The 15,683-nt window shown below is 51.7% G+C and carries 16 protein-coding genes; 3 read left to right on the forward strand and 13 right to left on the reverse strand.

The features are described 5' to 3' along the window. The first annotated feature begins 146 nt into the window (after nt 1-146). Nucleotides 147-890: a hypothetical protein gene (locus DCX48_13275; GenBank protein ID QXE15406.1), complete on the forward strand. Its 744-nt coding sequence runs from the start codon at nt 147-149 to the stop codon at nt 888-890. 54 nt (nt 891-944) lie between these two features. On the opposite strand, the gene DCX48_13280 is transcribed toward DCX48_13275, so the two are convergent. Beyond that, nucleotides 945-2,282: an NCS2 family permease gene (locus tag DCX48_13280; protein ID QXE15407.1), complete on the reverse strand. Its 1,338-nt coding sequence runs from the start codon at nt 2,280-2,282 to the stop codon at nt 945-947. A gap of 572 nt (nt 2,283-2,854) precedes the next feature. Between DCX48_13280 and DCX48_13285 the strand changes: the two genes are divergently transcribed. Beyond that, complete coding sequence (locus tag DCX48_13285; GenBank protein QXE15408.1) at nt 2,855-3,520, forward strand: 6-phosphogluconate phosphatase; 666 nt, start codon at nt 2,855-2,857, stop codon at nt 3,518-3,520. Between the two features lie 79 nt (nt 3,521-3,599). On the opposite strand, the gene DCX48_13290 is transcribed toward DCX48_13285, so the two are convergent. The 4 genes from DCX48_13290 to benE all read right to left on the reverse strand — a co-directional run bounded on the left by DCX48_13290 (nt 3,600) and on the right by benE (nt 7,523). After that, a complete protein-coding gene (locus DCX48_13290; protein ID QXE15409.1) occupies nt 3,600-4,328 on the reverse strand; it encodes an amino acid ABC transporter permease in 729 nt (242 codons plus the stop codon). Nucleotide 4,329: 1 nt separating this feature from the next. Next, on the reverse strand, nt 4,330-5,073 hold the full coding sequence (locus DCX48_13295; GenBank protein ID QXE15410.1) for an amino acid ABC transporter permease: 744 nt from the start codon (nt 5,071-5,073) through the stop codon (nt 4,330-4,332). 301 nt (nt 5,074-5,374) lie between these two features. Further along, the gene (locus DCX48_13300; protein QXE15411.1) at nt 5,375-6,211 is read right to left on the reverse strand and encodes a transporter substrate-binding domain-containing protein; all 837 of its coding nucleotides are present in this window, start codon (nt 6,209-6,211) and stop codon (nt 5,375-5,377) included. Between the two features lie 127 nt (nt 6,212-6,338). Next, nucleotides 6,339-7,523 (reverse strand): benzoate transporter BenE, encoded by a 1,185-nt coding sequence (gene benE / locus DCX48_13305; protein ID QXE15412.1) that lies wholly within the window; start codon nt 7,521-7,523, stop codon nt 6,339-6,341. A 93-nt stretch (nt 7,524-7,616) separates the two neighbouring features. Between benE and DCX48_13310 the strand changes: the two genes are divergently transcribed. Next, nucleotides 7,617-8,174: an XRE family transcriptional regulator gene (locus DCX48_13310; protein ID QXE15413.1), complete on the forward strand. Its 558-nt coding sequence runs from the start codon at nt 7,617-7,619 to the stop codon at nt 8,172-8,174. Nucleotides 8,175-8,480: 306 nt separating this feature from the next. Here DCX48_13310 and phoU read toward each other — a convergent pair whose 3' ends face one another. The 8 genes from phoU to DCX48_13350 form a co-directional block, all read right to left on the reverse strand. Then, nucleotides 8,481-9,215 (reverse strand): phosphate signaling complex protein PhoU, encoded by a 735-nt coding sequence (gene phoU / locus DCX48_13315; protein ID QXE15414.1) that lies wholly within the window; start codon nt 9,213-9,215, stop codon nt 8,481-8,483. A gap of 13 nt (nt 9,216-9,228) precedes the next feature. After that, the gene (gene pstB, locus DCX48_13320) at nt 9,229-10,005 is read right to left on the reverse strand and encodes a phosphate ABC transporter ATP-binding protein PstB (GenBank protein ID QXE15415.1); all 777 of its coding nucleotides are present in this window, start codon (nt 10,003-10,005) and stop codon (nt 9,229-9,231) included. A gap of 85 nt (nt 10,006-10,090) precedes the next feature. Beyond that, nucleotides 10,091-10,978 (reverse strand): phosphate ABC transporter permease PstA, encoded by an 888-nt coding sequence (gene pstA / locus DCX48_13325; GenBank protein QXE15416.1) that lies wholly within the window; start codon nt 10,976-10,978, stop codon nt 10,091-10,093. Then, complete coding sequence (gene pstC, locus DCX48_13330) at nt 10,978-11,937, reverse strand: phosphate ABC transporter permease PstC (GenBank protein ID QXE15417.1); 960 nt, start codon at nt 11,935-11,937, stop codon at nt 10,978-10,980. Before pstC ends, pstA begins: the two co-directional genes overlap by 1 nt. Nucleotides 11,938-12,099: 162 nt before the next feature. Beyond that, the gene (gene pstS / locus DCX48_13335; protein QXE15418.1) at nt 12,100-13,140 is read right to left on the reverse strand and encodes a phosphate ABC transporter substrate-binding protein PstS; all 1,041 of its coding nucleotides are present in this window, start codon (nt 13,138-13,140) and stop codon (nt 12,100-12,102) included. A 338-nt stretch (nt 13,141-13,478) separates the two neighbouring features. Continuing rightward, nucleotides 13,479-14,213, reverse strand: coding sequence for an amino acid ABC transporter ATP-binding protein (locus DCX48_13340; GenBank protein ID QXE15419.1), 735 nt, complete (start codon nt 14,211-14,213; stop codon nt 13,479-13,481). Beyond that, the gene (locus tag DCX48_13345; protein ID QXE15420.1) at nt 14,210-14,980 is read right to left on the reverse strand and encodes an amino acid ABC transporter permease; all 771 of its coding nucleotides are present in this window, start codon (nt 14,978-14,980) and stop codon (nt 14,210-14,212) included. Before DCX48_13345 ends, DCX48_13340 begins: the two co-directional genes overlap by 4 nt. Nucleotides 14,981-14,985: 5 nt before the next feature. Then, the gene (locus DCX48_13350; protein QXE15421.1) at nt 14,986-15,681 is read right to left on the reverse strand and encodes an amino acid ABC transporter permease; all 696 of its coding nucleotides are present in this window, start codon (nt 15,679-15,681) and stop codon (nt 14,986-14,988) included. Between the last annotated feature and the right edge of the window lie 2 nt (nt 15,682-15,683).

A 15,683-nucleotide genomic window follows, 5' to 3' on the forward strand; every position in this document is an offset into this window, starting at 1 on the left:
GCACGACGCAGTAAATTCGTTGCACCTAATTAATAATTATCGCCGATTTATCCATCGATTTTTCTTTAGATCACATATTAGTCTGATAATATGCATCGGTAATGCCTGATAGGTTCCCACCTTTTATTACGATCACGGAGTGAACAATGACCTGCCATTTTGTCAGGTGGACAAGCACGGAAGCGCTTCCTGACTTACAAAGACTGCCCGATAAGCTCATCTCATCAACACAGAGTTTTTCAGCCAAACGCCGCGAACGTTATCTGAAAAGTCGAGCGCTGTTGGCCGAGATGATGTTCTATTTTTTCGGCTATCCGCTATTGCCCACGCTGCTGGTATCCCCTGAAGGACGCCCTTATTTTGCCGATCCTAATCTGCCCAATTTCAGCATCGGCTATGCTGGCAATACCATCGCCATCCTCCTGAGTGAAGAAGGAAGCGTGGGTATGGATATCGAAATCGTTCATGTCAGGCCAACGAATCAGGTCGTCCCACAGATGCAGGCGCAGACGCAGGCCGAACAGGCGTGGATCGACGCTCAGCGCGATCCGCTGGAAGCGGCAACGCAGCTCTGCACTATCCGCCAGTCACTGATAAAAATCCCTGGCGTAAACAGTCATCCACCCAATCAGCTGAAACTCCACCCCGCCTCTGGCAGGCTGCGTTCAACCTGCACTCCCGCCGTAGAAGTGATGAGCGATGTTGATGATTATCTTGCATGGGCCTGCGCCCACATCCCCACACTTAATCGATTGATCATGTGGAAATACACGTCGGCATCGGGAATGAGAAAGTCGGGGGAAATCCTACAGCAGCAGCGTCAATCTGTACGCTATATGAAATTAACCAGCCATACGATAGAAAAAGTCACCTCTACGGCGTCACAGTAGCCAGCAGCCTCGTCGCAGGCTGAGGCTCCGGGAAAACCCGGAGCCTCGAACGAATTAATGTCCGTCGATAAACACGATTTTCAGCAGGAACAGCAGCGCAACTACGACCACGCAAGGGCTGATTTCACGCCAGCGGCCCGTCGCCAACTTCATCACACAGTAAGAGATAAAGCCCAGCGCGATCCCTTCAGTAATAGAGAAACTGAACGGCATCATCACCGCGGTAATAAAGGCCGGGACGGCTTCCGTCAAATCATCCCACTTCACACGCGCCAGGCTGGACGTCATCAATACGCCCACGTAAATCAGTGCGCCAGCGGCCGCATAGGCAGGCACCATACCCGCCAGCGGTGACAGGAAGATCACCAGCAGGAACAGCAGACCGACCACTACGGCAGTCAGGCCGGTGCGTCCACCCACGGACACGCCAGAAGAACTTTCAATATACGCCGTAACCGATGATGTCCCGATAAACGCGCCAGCCACAGAGCTGATGCTATCGACATACAGCGCTTGCTTCATACGCGGGAACTTACCGCGAGCATCAACCAGACCCGCTTTGTCCGTCACACCGATCAGCGTACCGGAGGAGTCAAACAGGTTAACCAGCATGAAGGAGAAAATAATGCCGGACATCCCGAGGTTCAACGCTCCCGCCAGATCAACCTGACCCACCACGGACGTTACGCTCGGCGGCATAGAGAACACGCCGGAAAAGGTCACGTCACCCAACAGCAGGCCGATTGAGGTCGTCACGACGATGGAAATCAGTACTGCGGCGTGAATATTACGTGAAGCCAGCGCCACAATGATGAAAAAGCCCAAGGCACCCAACAGCACGCTGTGTGATGTCAGGTTACCAATCGTCACCAGTGTTTCAGGATTAGGAACGATAATACCGGCGTTTTTCAGACCCATCATGGCAATGAACAGTCCGATACCACTAGCGATACCCAGACGCAGGCTAAGCGGGATATTGGCGATCATCCAATAGCGAATCTGGAAGATAGTCAGCAACAGGAAACCGATTGCGCCCCAGAAAATAGCGCCCATCGCAACCTGCCATGGCAGCCCCATCGCCCCTACGACAACAAAAGCGAAAAATGCATTCAGCCCCATTGCTGGAGCCAGCGCGACAGGCAAGTTAGCCAGCAGCCCCATTAAAATACTGCCGAATGCCGCAATCAGACAGGTGGTCACAAAGACCGCTTTAGTATCCATCCCCGCCACACCCAGAATCTGCGGGTTAACAAACACGATGTAGACCATCGTCAAAAACGTCGTGAAACCGGCAATCGTTTCCGTACGTGCTGTCGTGCCGTGTTGTTTAAGTTTAAACACGCGCTCCAGCAGGCCCTGCTCGGTAGCAAGACCGGGTTGTGATTTATTCATTAGTACCAATCCAAAGAAGGGAATAACTGTCGTCGGGTATCCTATAACAAAACTATGCTTTTTTACGTTGATCACACGTTTTTTTTCATCGAATAATAAAAGCCTATTAACCTCATGGCTATTACGCCGAAACCCCTCGATTGAAACCCCTTAATTTTCTGCAAGATTGCCGTGAAAATAGCTGTATATACTCTAAATAATTCGAATTTCAGGACAAAAACGACAAGGCGTTTTTGAACAGCGCTTGCGCTGATCCCGAAGGGATGAGGCCTAAGGCCGAATAACGCGGCAAGAGAAGGAATCCCGATGAGCTTACTTGAGTAAGTGATTCGGGTGACTGAACGCTGCCAACGCACATGCAACTTGAAGTATGACGAGTATAGGTCGCAATATTGGGTCAATTGGGTAAAGTAAGAGTAATCGCTTAATACTGATCACTTAAGTCCATTTTTAGGAGAAACACGGGGATGAGGTTCCCGCAGGGAGCCTCGCCACGTGGTCGCTCCGTGTATCTCGGTTCTTACATGGTCGGCATTAGGGTATTTGCTTTATTTCATCGATAAGGATTGGTCATGCCCCGTATTGAATGCGTCTTCTTCGACTGTGATGGCACGCTGGTGGATAGCGAAGTGCTGTGTTGCCAGGCTTATGTGAATATCTTCATCCCCTATGGGGTGAACTTATCGCTGGAGGAGGTGATAAAAACCTACAAGGGCGTGAAGCTGTACGAGATTATTGCCCGCATCAGCCAGCAGCATGGCTTAACCGTATCGGTGGAAGACGCGGAGCGTCATTTCCGGCAAGAGGTGAAGCATCTCTTCGATGAATTCCTGCAACCTATTGAAGGTGCGCGTGAGTTAGTGCAGTCCATCACTGTCCCGATGGCCGTGGTTTCCAACGGCCCGGTCAGTAAGATGCATCATTCGCTCGGCCTGACGCACATGCTCGATCTGTTTGGCGACCATCTCTACAGCGGCTACGATCTGAAGAAATGGAAGCCCGACCCAGCGGTGCTGTATCACGCCGCCGAGCAGTTACAGCTTCCTATTGAACACTGCATTCTGGTTGAAGATTCCGCCGCTGGCGTACAGGCAGGCATCGCGGCGGGCATTCCGGTGTTCTATTACTGCGCCGATCCCCACAATCAGCCGATCCATCACCCGCTGGTCACGATGTTCGACGATATGCGGGAATTACCGCAAATCTGGCGCGAAAAAGGCTGGAATATCACCGCGTAGTAGCAAAGGCTAACTTAAGGTTGCTGAAAAAGGTCGCCATTTTCGTTCTGCAAAATAGGTTTATGAACAATTAGCAGCCTCAGGCTGGCTTATTTCGCCACCATAGCAGACGGCGCTTCGGCTGTTTTTCCTGCTGGCTAAAACGTGCGTTAACCCCATTAGCCAGCAGCTCCAGTGACAGGCAAAACACAAAGTAGACCAGCGCGACAAACAGGAAAACTTCCATCGGGTAGACCATGCTGCGGTTATTGACCTGAGTCGCGAGAAACGTCAGCTCGCCAACCCCGACAATGTAGGCCAGTGAGGTATCTTTAATCAGGGAAATCCATTGGTTAATAAAGGAAGGCACCATCATCCGCAGCGCCTGCGGCAGCACGATCTGCCACAGCACCTGCCAGCGGCTTAGCCCCAACGATAGTCCAGCCTGCCACTGACCGCGCCCGATGGCGACAATGCCAGCCTTCACGCCATGCGCCAGATACGCCGAGGCGATCAGCGCCAGCGCACAAACCACGGTGGTAATTTCAGGGATATCAACGCCAAAAACGATCGGTAGCAGGAAGTACGTCCAGAAAATCAGCATGATGACGGGAATCGCTCGGAAGAACCCCAGCACCATCGCTAATAGTGCGCTCCACCCGCCCCGAGACATCGCCAGCGCCACGCCCAAAATCGTACCCAATACAGCAGACGCAACCCCCGCCAGCAGGCTCATCACCAGCGTTAGCGCTGCGCCACCCAGCGGGCCATCAGGGAACGTGCCCCACATCAAATAGTCGATGTTATCGGTGATAACGGTAAAATCCATCTCAATGCCTCTCCGCCAGACTGCGCTGCTGACGCCACATGCCCCAGCCTTCCATCACGGCAATAATCACGATGTACAACACCGTCGCCACGCCAAATGCCTGAAACGTACGCAAGGTTTCCGTCTCTACCTGGCGCGAAGCGTAAGACAATTCTGCGACGCCGATCGCCATCGTTAACGACGAGTTCTTGACGATATTCATGTACTGCCCAAGCAACGGCGGCAAGGCAATTTTTAGCGCCTGCGGCAGCACAACGTAGCGCATGGATTGCCAGCCCGTTAATCCCAAAGCCTGCGCGGCATACTTCTGCCCGCGCGCCACGCCACGGATACCAGAACGGATCTCTTCTGCAATAAACGCGCTGGAGTAAAGTGTCAGCCCTGCCAAGCCAGCCAAAAACTCAAAAGAAGGCCACGCTAACGTTGCCCCCCACAGTGAAATGGAATGAGGCGTATTCAGCCATTGCATCACCTCGGAGGAAAACAGTTGCCCAGCACCGAAATACCAGAAAAACAACTGTACCAGCAGCGGCGTATTACGAAATAGCGAGCTATACGCCACAACAACGCCACGCAGCACATGAATCTGACTGTCTCTGGCCGCCGCCAGCAGAAAACCCAACACCGTAGACAGAACGACCGTACCGAGAGAAATGCCCAGTGTGATCAGGAAACCGTGCCACAGCCAGATGAGATATTGAGGAGCCAACAGCCACGACTCAAGCGATTGCAGCGCCGTATCCATACGTTTTATCTCTCTTTGTCATATACCCATAATACTTCAAGCTGCATGTGCGTTGGCTGCGCTACTCGGCCCACTCACGTGGACCTCGCCCCGTTGGGGTCGCTGCAAGCAGCGTTCAAATATGCCCTCTGGCTGATTTGTCACTCACCCGAATCACTTACCTGAGTAAGTTCATCGGGATTCCCTCTCTTGCCGCCTTCCTGCAACTCGAATTATTTGGGGTATAAATAATATATACCCTAGATAAAAATGCCCTCTGCAATGCAGAGGGCTGGGATCATAGCACCGAAGGCGTCAGCTATCAGGATTTAGGTTGCTGATCCAACGGGGCAAAGGTGAAGTCACCGCGCGGCTGGGATGATTTCGTGCTCGGCCCAAACCAGCGATCGTAGATGGTCTTCGCTTCGCCCTGCTTTTCCAGGTTAATCAGCGTGTCGTTAATTTTCGCCGTCAGGCGCTCTTCACCTTTAGGAATACCAACACCCTGATATTCTTTGGTAATGCTGAACGGAGAAATTTCGAATTCAGCCTTCTGCGCATCAGGCACGTTAGCCAACAGACCAACCAGCTTGGCATCATCCTGCGTGATGGCCTGAACATTGCCGTTACGCAGCGCAACAAAAGCCAACGGCGTATCGTCGTAGGAAATCACTTTGGCGGTCGGGTAATGCTCGCGCAGAGTAATTTCCTGAACGGTGCCTTTATCCGCGCCGATACGCAGCGTTTTGATGTCGTCCGGCGTTTTCAGCACGCCTTTACGAGCGATGAATTTTTGTCCGGTCGCGAAATAAGGGAGACTAAAGTTAACCTGCTTGGCGCGCTCATCGGTAATGGTGAAGTTCGCGGCAATCAGATCGACCTTCTGAGAGCTTAACAACGGAATACGGTTAGCGGGGTTGGTCGCACGTAGTTCAACCTTCACACCCAGCGCCTTACCAATCGCCTCGGCGATATCAACATCATAACCCACCAGCTTTTTGCTCTGCGGATCGACATAGCCAAACGGCGGATTGCTGTCGAAGACGGCAATTTTCACCACGCCCGCCTTCTGAATATCATCCAGTTTATCTGCCTGTGCAGCACCAGAAACGGAAGCCAATCCAGCCAACAAAGTCACTGTCAAAATCTGCTTTTTCATTCCCTGCCCCTTAATTATTACTCTATTAACAGCAGGCTATCAGCAGGGTGAAAACGCGGGAAATAACATAAAAAGCTATAATATAACCTTATGTTACTTCGGTATTCTGGCAGATTATCCTGACGATTCAGCGAGCCTTATCAGCGTATGCTGACAGAATAAACCAGGTCATCATTCCCCCGATGAGTCCCCAAAATACCGCACCAATGCCCCACAACGTCAGTCCAGAGGCGGTGATCAGGAAAGTCACGACCGCAGCATCGCGCTGTTTTTCATCCAGCAACGCGCGATACAGGCTGCCTGAAATCGTGCTGAGCAGTGCTAAACCGGCGATAGCGTGAATCAGCGGCTGCGGCAGTGCAGTAAAAAGCTGCCCGATAGATCCGCCAAAAATGCCTGCCAGCAGATAAAAGCCACCCGCCGCGACGGCAGCAAGATAACGTTTTTTCGGATCGGGGTGCACATCCGACCCCATACAGATCGCGGCGGTAATCGCGGCGATACACACGGAAAAACCGCCGAACGGCGTCAATATCAACGCGATTAATGCCGTAACGGTAATCAGCGGAGACACGGGAACCTGATAGCCAGCCGCTTTTAGCGTGGCAACGCCCGGTGCGTTCTGCGACGCCATAGTGACAATGAAAAACGGAATACCAACGCCCAGCAGAGACGCCCACGAAAAATGCGGCGTAATAAGCTCCGGTACGGCAAACACCAGCGGCGAATCAGAAACCACAATTTGCCCACGCAATAACGCCAGCAACAAGCCAGCTAGCAGCGTTAATACAATGGCAAAACGAGGGATCAGCCGACGACTGAGCAAATAGGTCACGCACATCGCGAAAGCGAGCCAGAAATCCTGTTGCAGAGAGAGAAATGCATCCGCGCCAAAACGCAGCAGAATCCCCGCCAGCATCGCGGCAGAAATGGCCTGCGGAATCACATTCATTAAGCGGGCAAACAGACCCGTGATCCCGCAGATAAAGATAAGCGCAGAGGCAAACAGGAACACGCCAATCGCTTCATTGAGCGACGTACCCGGCAGGCTGGTGACCAACAGCGCCGCCCCCGGCGTTGACCAAGCCGCGAGTATCGGCGCACGGTAATACAGCGATAGGCTAATGGAAGCCAGTCCTTGAGCAATCCCCAGCATGCTCAACCAGCCGCCGATTTGTACCGCGCTGGCACCCGCCGCTTCCGCCGCCTGAAAAATGATGGCGGCCGAGCTGGTATAGCCCACCAGCACCGCAACAAAACCGGTGATGAGAGTCGAAAAGGTGACATCTTTTAGCGCAAATGACGCTGGCATGGTATAGCATCTCACTCTGATCGTGCGCTATAACGCACAGGAAGCGTTAACATAGCAGCGTGCGCTATAACGCACAAGCGGGAGCCAGCATTGATGTCTGATGAACTAACCAGCCGCATTGGCAATACATTGAAAACGTTAAGGCAAGGGAAAGGCTGGAGCCTCACGCGAGCAGCAGAAGAAACAGGGGTGAGCAAAGCGATGCTGGGTCAGATCGAGCGTAGCGAATCCAGCCCGACAGTTGCTACCCTATGGAAAATCGCGACCGGTATGAATGTCGCATTCTCTACCTTTATTGAACCGACGCTCGCGGATGAAGACGTGACGTATCGCTCAGGGACGGGTTCTGCATTCAGGGAAAACGAGGCGGGAATGTACGTTGTGCCACTCTTCCCCTTCGATGAAAAGCTGCGTTTCGATATGTTGGTTATTGAACTGGCTGCTGGTGCCAGCAGCCCCTCATCACCGCATGAAACAGGGGTGATCGAGCATATTATTGTGCTGGAAGGCCAGTTGGAGATGACCGTTGATGGGCAGACGCACTTATTGTCCGCGGGTGACGCCCTGCGCTTTGCTGCTGATAGAGAACACCGCTATCACAATCCTACCGACATCACCGTGCGCTTCCACGATCTAATTCACTATCCTTAAAAACTAAATCGCTATAAAAATTAACGCCCTGCAAGCAGGGCGTTAGGCCGTTGACAAACTTATTTGTCGAACGAAAACGGGAGTGACGGAATAGAAGAGTAAAGCGTTTGCGCCATGGACAAAAGCGTCAGGAACGCTTTTGAACGTCGCTTGCGACGGCCCGGCAGGGTAAATCTCAGGGATGAGATTCATATCTGCGCAATCCGAGCTTACATGGACGTACTTGCAGCGTCTTTACGATCTATCCGTTACTACCGCTCTACGAACTTTATCAGCAACCTCTAGTTGTGGTAAGCAGTCGCAGGCTTACTCTTCTTCTTCTTTCTTCTCTTTCTGCGCCAGCAACTTCTCCAGCGCATCACCGCCAAGGTGGCGGAAATCCTGACCTTTGACGAAGTAGAAGATAAATTCGCAAATGTTCTGGCAACGATCGCCGATACGCTCGATAGAACGGGCGCAGAACAACGCAGTCAGTACACTCGGGATAGTACGAGGATCTTCCATCATATGAGTCATCAACTGACGCACAATCCCTTCGTACTCTTTATCCACTTTTTTATCTTCACGATAAATACGGATCGCTTCGTCCAGATCCATTCGGGCAAACGCATCCAGCACATCATGCAGCATCTGCACGGTATGGCGGCCCAATGATTCCAGGCTGACCAGCAGAGGCTGATGCTGATGGGAGAATTTCTCCAGTGCGGTGCGGCAGATTTTATCCGCCACGTCACCAATACGCTCCAGTTCGGAGATAGTTTTGATGATCGCCATCACCAGACGCAGATCGCTGGCGGTGGGCTGACGTTTCGCAATAATGCGCACGCAGGCTTCATCGATCGCCACTTCCATCATGTTAACTTTGGAGTCGCCTTCAATCACCTGCTGAGCCAGTTCCGCATCCTGATTATGCATTGCGGTAATCGCGTCACTCAGTTGCTGCTCCACCAGCCCGCCCATGGTCAGGACCTGCGTGCGGATGTGTTCCAGTTCGGCGTTAAACTGACCGGAAATGTGTTTGTTCAGATTCAGATTATCCATGATGCTTTCCTAATCAACCGTAACGGCCGGTGATGTAATCTTCAGTCTGTTTCTGCCGTGGAGCAGTAAACAGGGTATCAGTATCGCTGAACTCAATCAGTTCACCCAAATACATGAACGCCGTATGATCTGAACAACGCGCTGCCTGCTGCATGTTGTGAGTCACGATGACCACGGTGTAATCTTTTTTCAGCTCGGAGATCAGCTCTTCAATACGGCCGGTAGAAATCGGATCGAGTGCAGAGCAAGGTTCATCCAGCAGCAAGACATCTGGGCGAATCGCAATACCGCGTGCAATACATAAACGCTGCTGTTGACCACCGGACAGGCTATAGCCGCTCTGGTGCAGCTTATCTTTCGTTTCTTGCCACAGCGCCGCTTTGGTCAACGCCCACTGAACACGTTCATCCATATCAGCGCGGGACAGTTTCTCAAACAGGCGAACACCAAACGCGATGTTATCGTAAATGGACATAGGGAACGGCGTCGGTTTCTGGAAAACCATACCCACCTTGGCACGCAGCAGCGCGATGTCTTGCTTATCCGTCAGGATGTTATTGCCATCCAGCAGGATATCGCCTTCGGCGCGCTGCTCAGGGTAGAGCTGATACATTTTGTTCAGCGTACGCAGCAGCGTGGATTTACCACAGCCGGACGGGCCGATAAACGCAGTAACCTGATTCGCGGCAATATCCAGCGTAATGTTTTTCAACGCATGGAATTTTCCGTAGTAGAAATTCAGATCGCGTACCTGGATTTTATTGGTGGATGTCTCAGTAGTCATACTCATCAAGACTTCTCTCTTTTTCCTGGCGCCGCCGGGCAACGCCTTGAATTTATTTAATGTTTATCAGAAAACTAATGTTTTTAGCGAACTAATGTGTCTTCGGGGAGAAAATAACACGCGCCAGAATATTCAGTAGCAGAACGCACAGCGTAATCAGCAGTACACCCGCCCAGGCCAACTGTTGCCATTCCACAAATGGGCTCATCGCAAATTTGAAGATGGTAACGGGCAGGTTAGCAATCGGATGCATCATATCCGTGCTCCAGAACTGATTCGACAGCGACGTAAACAGCAACGGCGCCGTTTCCCCGGCAATACGCGCGATAGCCAGTAACACCCCGGTGATGATGCCCGATACCGATGCTTTCAGCGTAATCGCAGAAATCATTTTCCATTTCGGCGTACCCAGCGCATAAGCGGCTTCACGCAGGCTATCCGGCACGAGTTTGAGCATGTTCTCGGTGGTACGAATCACAATCGGCACCTGCAACAGCGCCAGCGCAATTACCCCAGCCCAACCGGAGAAGTGCTGCATCTTTGCCACCACGAGCGTGTAGACAAACAGGCCGACCACAATGGACGGCGCTGACAGCAGAATGTCATTGATGAAACGAATCACTTCAGCGATCCAGGATTTACGACCGTATTCCGCCAGATAGATACCCGCCATAATGCCCAGCGGCGTACCCAGCAGCGTCGACCACAGGATCAGCAATCCGCTCCCGACGATGGCATTCGCCAACCCACCACCCGCGGTATTTGGCGGTGGTGTCATTTCGGTAAATAACGCCAGAGACATGCCATCCACGCCTCGGGTAACGGTCGAGAACAGGATCCATACCAGCCAGAACAGGCCGAAGGCCATCGTAGACATGGATAAAAACAGTGCAATACGGTTTTTCTGGCGGCGCCAGGCCTGCATTTTACGCCGTGAGCGTTCCAGTGCGGCTTCTTGTTCTATGCCTAATGTAGCCATTAGCGCGCCCCCTCATTTTTTGCCAGACGCATAACCATCAGTTTTGAACACGCCAGAACAATAAAGGTAATCACAAACAGGATTAGCCCCAACTCCATCAGCGCCGCGGTATGCACGCCGGATTCGGCTTCGGCGAATTCATTCGCCAGCGCAGAGGTAATACTGTTTCCTGGCATATAGAGTGAAGCGCTGTCGAGCTGGTAGGTGTTGCCGATGATAAAGGTCACTGCCATGGTTTCCCCCAAAGCGCGCCCCAACCCCAACATCACCCCGCCTATGACACCGTTCTTGGTGTAAGGCAGCACAATGCGCCAGATCACTTCCCACGTCGTACAACCGATGCCGTAGGCAGACTCTTTCATCATCACCGGCGTTTGCTCAAACACATCACGCATGACCGCCGCAATGTACGGAATAATCATGATGGCCAGAATGACGCCAGCTGCCAGAATACCAATCCCGAACGCCGGACCGGAGAACAGTGCGCCAACAATAGGAATGCCGGACAGGACGTTGCCTACCGGCTGCTGGAAATATTTGGCAAACAGCGGAGCAAAAATGAACAGCCCCCACATGCCGTAAACAATACTCGGAATGGCCGCCAGCAATTCAATCGCCACGCCAAGCGGACGTTTCAACCAGGTTGGTGCCAGTTCAGTCAGAAATAACGCAATCCCGAAGCTAATCGGAATCGCAATAATCAGTGCAATCAGTGAGGTCACGATGGTGCCGTAAATCGGAACCAGCGCACCAAACTGCTCTGCGGGCGCATCCCACTCTTTCGTCCACAAGAAGGAAAAACCGAACTTCTCGATGCTGGGCCAGGACGCCACAATCAGGGAAACAATAATGCCTCCCAATAGCAGTAGCGTGACCAGCGCCGCCAGTTTTACCAGCGCACTGAAGAGGATATCGCCATATTTTCCCGGGGCTTTGATAGTTGGCTTGTACTCCGCCATACGTCTCTCTTCTCGTTTTAACTACATTTAATAAGCTATTGAAGGCAGAGAGGCTTATCACCTCTCCGCCCCGATACGACGTGTTATTCCACTACCGTATTCCCAGAACCTGACAACCTCATCACGATCTGGTTATCAACACGACGGCTGTCGATACAATAATCAGTACAGTGCTTTACCGCTGCTGTCTTTGACCTGAGTTTTCCAGGCAGCACGGATTTGCTCAGTCACTTCTTTTGGCAGTGTGGCGTAATCCAGTGCTTCTGCTTGCTCACCGCCTTTCTTGAACGCCCAGTCGAAGAATTTCAACACTTCAGCGCCCTGCTCAGGTTTTTCCTGTTTGGTATGAACCAGGATGAACGTGGTTGACGTGATCGGCCATGCATCAGCGCCTTTCTGGTTAGTCAGATCCTGAGCGAAAGACTTGCTCCAGTCGATCTCTTTGGCCGCGTTGCTGAAACTTGCGCCAGTCGGGCTAACCGCTTTGCCATCGGCAGAAATCAGTTTGGTGTAAGCCAGGTTGTTCTGCTTGGCATACGCATATTCTACGTAACCGATAGAACCAGGCAGACGCTGTACGAACGCCGCGATACCATCGTTACCTTTACCGCCCAGACCGGTCGGCCAGTTCACAGTAGAACCAGCACCAATCTTCTCTTTCCATTCTGGGTTCACTTTCGCCAGATAGCTGGTGAACACGAAAGAAGTACCAGAACCGTCAGCACGACGAACCACAGCAATATCCTGATCCGGCAGCTTGGCATTCGGGTTCAGCTTGGTAATCGCCGGGTCGTTCCATTTTTTGATTTTACCCAGGTAGATATCACCCAGTGTTTTACCATCCAGCGTCAATTCACCAGATTTGATACCAGGAACGTTCACTGCCAGTACCACGCCACCGATAACGGTTGGGAACTGGAATAAACCATCCTGTGCTAATTTGTCGTCAGCCAGCGGCGCATCAGAAGCACCAAAGTCTACCGTTTTAGCGATAATCTGTTTTACACCGCCAGAAGAACCGATTCCTTGATAGTTAACTTTATTGCCGGTTTCTTTTTGATAGGAGTCAGCCCATTTAGCATAAACAGGCGCTGGGAATGTCGCACCGGCACCGGTGAGGTTAGCAGCAGCAAAAGCAGAAAATGCCGTCAAAGAAAAGGTTGCCGCAACAACACTGGCAAGAGTGGTACGCATCAGTTTCATAATCCCTCCTGTGGGATACTCGACGTGTCGACGTAGAGTCGTTATCAATCAGAGTTATCAAATCAGAGTGTAGTTCGCAGGAGGAAAAATAGGACAATTTGGTGACAGTAAAATGTACACAACATGACAGTTTTATGACAATAACAGCAAGCGGGAAAATTCAGGCCTTTTTAACCCTGAGGGGCTTTACTGCGGATGATTTGAATCCCCGTCATCAACTGATTTCTGAGACGAACGTCAGTAGGGCAAAGCCCATGCAAAACCGATGAACCCGAAAGGCTGACTTGTGGGTATTGACCTGCCGAAACCTGTACACCCTTCGATGTACAGGCTCTATTTTATACGACCAAATCGCTCAAAAATCGTTTCGCACGGGGATGCTCAGGCGCAGTGAAGAACCGCGCTGGCGTTGATTTCTCTAAAATTCGTCCCTGATCCATAAACCAAATAGTATCGGCAACGTCACGGGCAAAATTCATTTCATGCGTCACACACATCATGGTCATTCCCTCTTGTGCCAGACCGCGCATCACGTTCAGCACTTCGCCGACCATTTCAGGATCGAGCGCCGATGTCGGTTCGTCAAATAACATGACGGGTGGCTTCATCGCCAGTGCGCGCGCAATTGCCACTCGCTGCTGTTGCCCACCGGAAAGTTGCGCAGGATACGCTTGTGCTTTGTGTGACAACCCCACCCGCTCAAGCAATTCTCCCGCGTTCTTACGCGCTTCTGAACGTTTCATGCCCAGTACCTTGATCGGCGACATCATAATGTTATCAATGACCGATACGTGCGGGAACAGGTTGAAGTTCTGAAAGACAAAGCCAATGCGTGTACGAAGTTGATTCAGTCGCGTGCTGGTGCCATGAATATCAATGCCATCAAATAAGATCTGCCCTTGTTCAATAGGCTCTAAACGATTGACGGTGCGAATTAGCGTGGATTTTCCAGAACCGGATGGGCCACAAACCACCACCACTTCACCGGGTTTAACTTCAGCACTCAAATTGGTCAGCGCCTGATATTCACCATACCATTTATTGACCTGATTAAATAAAATCATCGGGATCATGGTGCCTCCTTCTTCAGATTAGGGTTGGCGAAAAATAATTGATGATGGCCATCATCACCCGACGGGGATTGCCCATTCAGCCGCTTGTTGGCAATCCAGCTTTCAAGTCGGTTCGCTAAAAAAGTAAAACTAAAACAGATGATGTAGTAACTCAGCGCGACAATGGCGAAGACCTGAAACGGTTTGGTAAGCAGTTGGTTACTCACCTGATTAGCCGCGTAGGTCAGCTCAGGAACGTTAATCACATAGCCCAATGTGCTGTCTTTGATAATCGACACCAGTTGGCTGATTAGGCTTGGTAACGAGTTAAATAGCGCCTGGGGTAAGATCACCAGCCGCAAGGCTTTCAGGTGGCTCATACCCAATGCACGCGAGGCTTCATATTGCCCTGACGGCAGCGCCTGAATCCCTCCGCGCACAATCTCGGCAATGTAGGCGCTCTCGTAAATCACGAGTGTGCATAGCATGGTCGAAAAACCGCTGATGTTATGGCCGATAAGCAGAGGCACACAGAAATAGGTCCAGAACACGACCATCATCAGTGGAATGCCACGCAGCGTATATACCCAGCACGTGGCGGGCCAGCTTAACCAGCGCCACGGAGATAGCCGTGCCAACCCAACCAAAACACCAAGCGGGAACGACAGCAACACCGCGAGCAATGAAATCAACAGGGTACAGAGTACACCGCCGAGTGGTCCGCTCGGGTATTGCCCTACCAAAAGCAACATTCCGTGGTCACGCAGGATCGTGAAAATATCAAACATCGTCGTTACCTCGCATACACACGTTGATAGTGACGCGATAGCAGCGCCCCCGCCCCCATCAGTAGCAGGGAAAATATCAAATACCCTAGCGTGCCAATCAAATAAGCTTCAAAGGTGCGGAACGTCTGGTTCTCTAGATCGCGAGTGATGTACGTCAGTTCCGCTACGCCAATCACCATTGCCAGACTGGTGTTTTTAAATAGCAGTACAGTGTGGTTGATCAGCGACGGCAGCGCGTTGCGAATGCCCTGCGGCAGGATCACAGAACGCATTGAGCGCATAAAACTCATACCCAGTGCGCGGGATGCCTCATTTTGCCCGTCTGGAATAGCGCGAAGACCACTGCGGATATCCTCCGAAAAATAGGCAGCCTGACACAAACCAAGCGCAAACATCGAGAACAGGAATTCAGCATTGAAGCTGTTGATCCACATTTGCAACGATTCCGGCAACAGCGTGGGAATAGCGAAGTACCACATCATCAACTGAATGAGAGTGGGTACATTACGATGATAAGAGACGTAGGCGGCTACCAGCCATATTGCTACGCGGCGCTCTGTCAGCCTTATCACCAGCAGTATTAGTGCAATGAACATGGCCAGCAGCCAGGCCCCCACAGCCAGTTTCAGCGTAATCATTGCACCTTCAACAATCACGTCTGCATAACGGCCTGTCATAAAGGTTGTGAAATCGAGCGCCATAT

It is taken from the genome of Pectobacterium atrosepticum (assembly GCA_019056595.1).
Lineage (GTDB): Bacteria > Pseudomonadota > Gammaproteobacteria > Enterobacterales > Enterobacteriaceae > Pectobacterium > Pectobacterium atrosepticum.

Excerpts from the sequence above, each read along its gene's own strand:
- DCX48_13275 (QXE15406.1), top strand. The coding sequence starts at position 147 with ATGACCTGCCATTTTGTCAGGTGGACAAGCACGGAAGCGCTTCCTGAC.
- pstC (QXE15417.1), bottom strand. The coding sequence starts at position 11,937 with ATGGCGGAGTACAAGCCAACTATCAAAGCCCCGGGAAAATATGGCGAT.
- DCX48_13295 (QXE15410.1), bottom strand. The coding sequence starts at position 5,073 with ATGGATACGGCGCTGCAATCGCTTGAGTCGTGGCTGTTGGCTCCTCAA.
- benE (QXE15412.1), bottom strand. The coding sequence starts at position 7,523 with ATGCCAGCGTCATTTGCGCTAAAAGATGTCACCTTTTCGACTCTCATC.
- DCX48_13340 (QXE15419.1), bottom strand. The coding sequence starts at position 14,213 with ATGATCCCGATGATTTTATTTAATCAGGTCAATAAATGGTATGGTGAA.
- phoU (QXE15414.1), bottom strand. The coding sequence starts at position 9,215 with ATGGATAATCTGAATCTGAACAAACACATTTCCGGTCAGTTTAACGCC.
- DCX48_13280 (QXE15407.1), bottom strand. The coding sequence starts at position 2,282 with ATGAATAAATCACAACCCGGTCTTGCTACCGAGCAGGGCCTGCTGGAG.
- DCX48_13300 (QXE15411.1), bottom strand. The coding sequence starts at position 6,211 with ATGAAAAAGCAGATTTTGACAGTGACTTTGTTGGCTGGATTGGCTTCC.
- pstA (QXE15416.1), bottom strand. The coding sequence starts at position 10,978 with ATGGCTACATTAGGCATAGAACAAGAAGCCGCACTGGAACGCTCACGG.
- pstS (QXE15418.1), bottom strand. The coding sequence starts at position 13,140 with ATGAAACTGATGCGTACCACTCTTGCCAGTGTTGTTGCGGCAACCTTT.
- DCX48_13285 (QXE15408.1), top strand. The coding sequence starts at position 2,855 with ATGCCCCGTATTGAATGCGTCTTCTTCGACTGTGATGGCACGCTGGTG.
- pstB (QXE15415.1), bottom strand. The coding sequence starts at position 10,005 with ATGAGTATGACTACTGAGACATCCACCAATAAAATCCAGGTACGCGAT.
- DCX48_13310 (QXE15413.1), top strand. The coding sequence starts at position 7,617 with ATGTCTGATGAACTAACCAGCCGCATTGGCAATACATTGAAAACGTTA.
- DCX48_13350 (QXE15421.1), bottom strand. The coding sequence starts at position 15,681 with ATGGCGCTCGATTTCACAACCTTTATGACAGGCCGTTATGCAGACGTG.
- DCX48_13290 (QXE15409.1), bottom strand. The coding sequence starts at position 4,328 with ATGGATTTTACCGTTATCACCGATAACATCGACTATTTGATGTGGGGC.
- DCX48_13345 (QXE15420.1), bottom strand. The coding sequence starts at position 14,980 with ATGTTTGATATTTTCACGATCCTGCGTGACCACGGAATGTTGCTTTTG.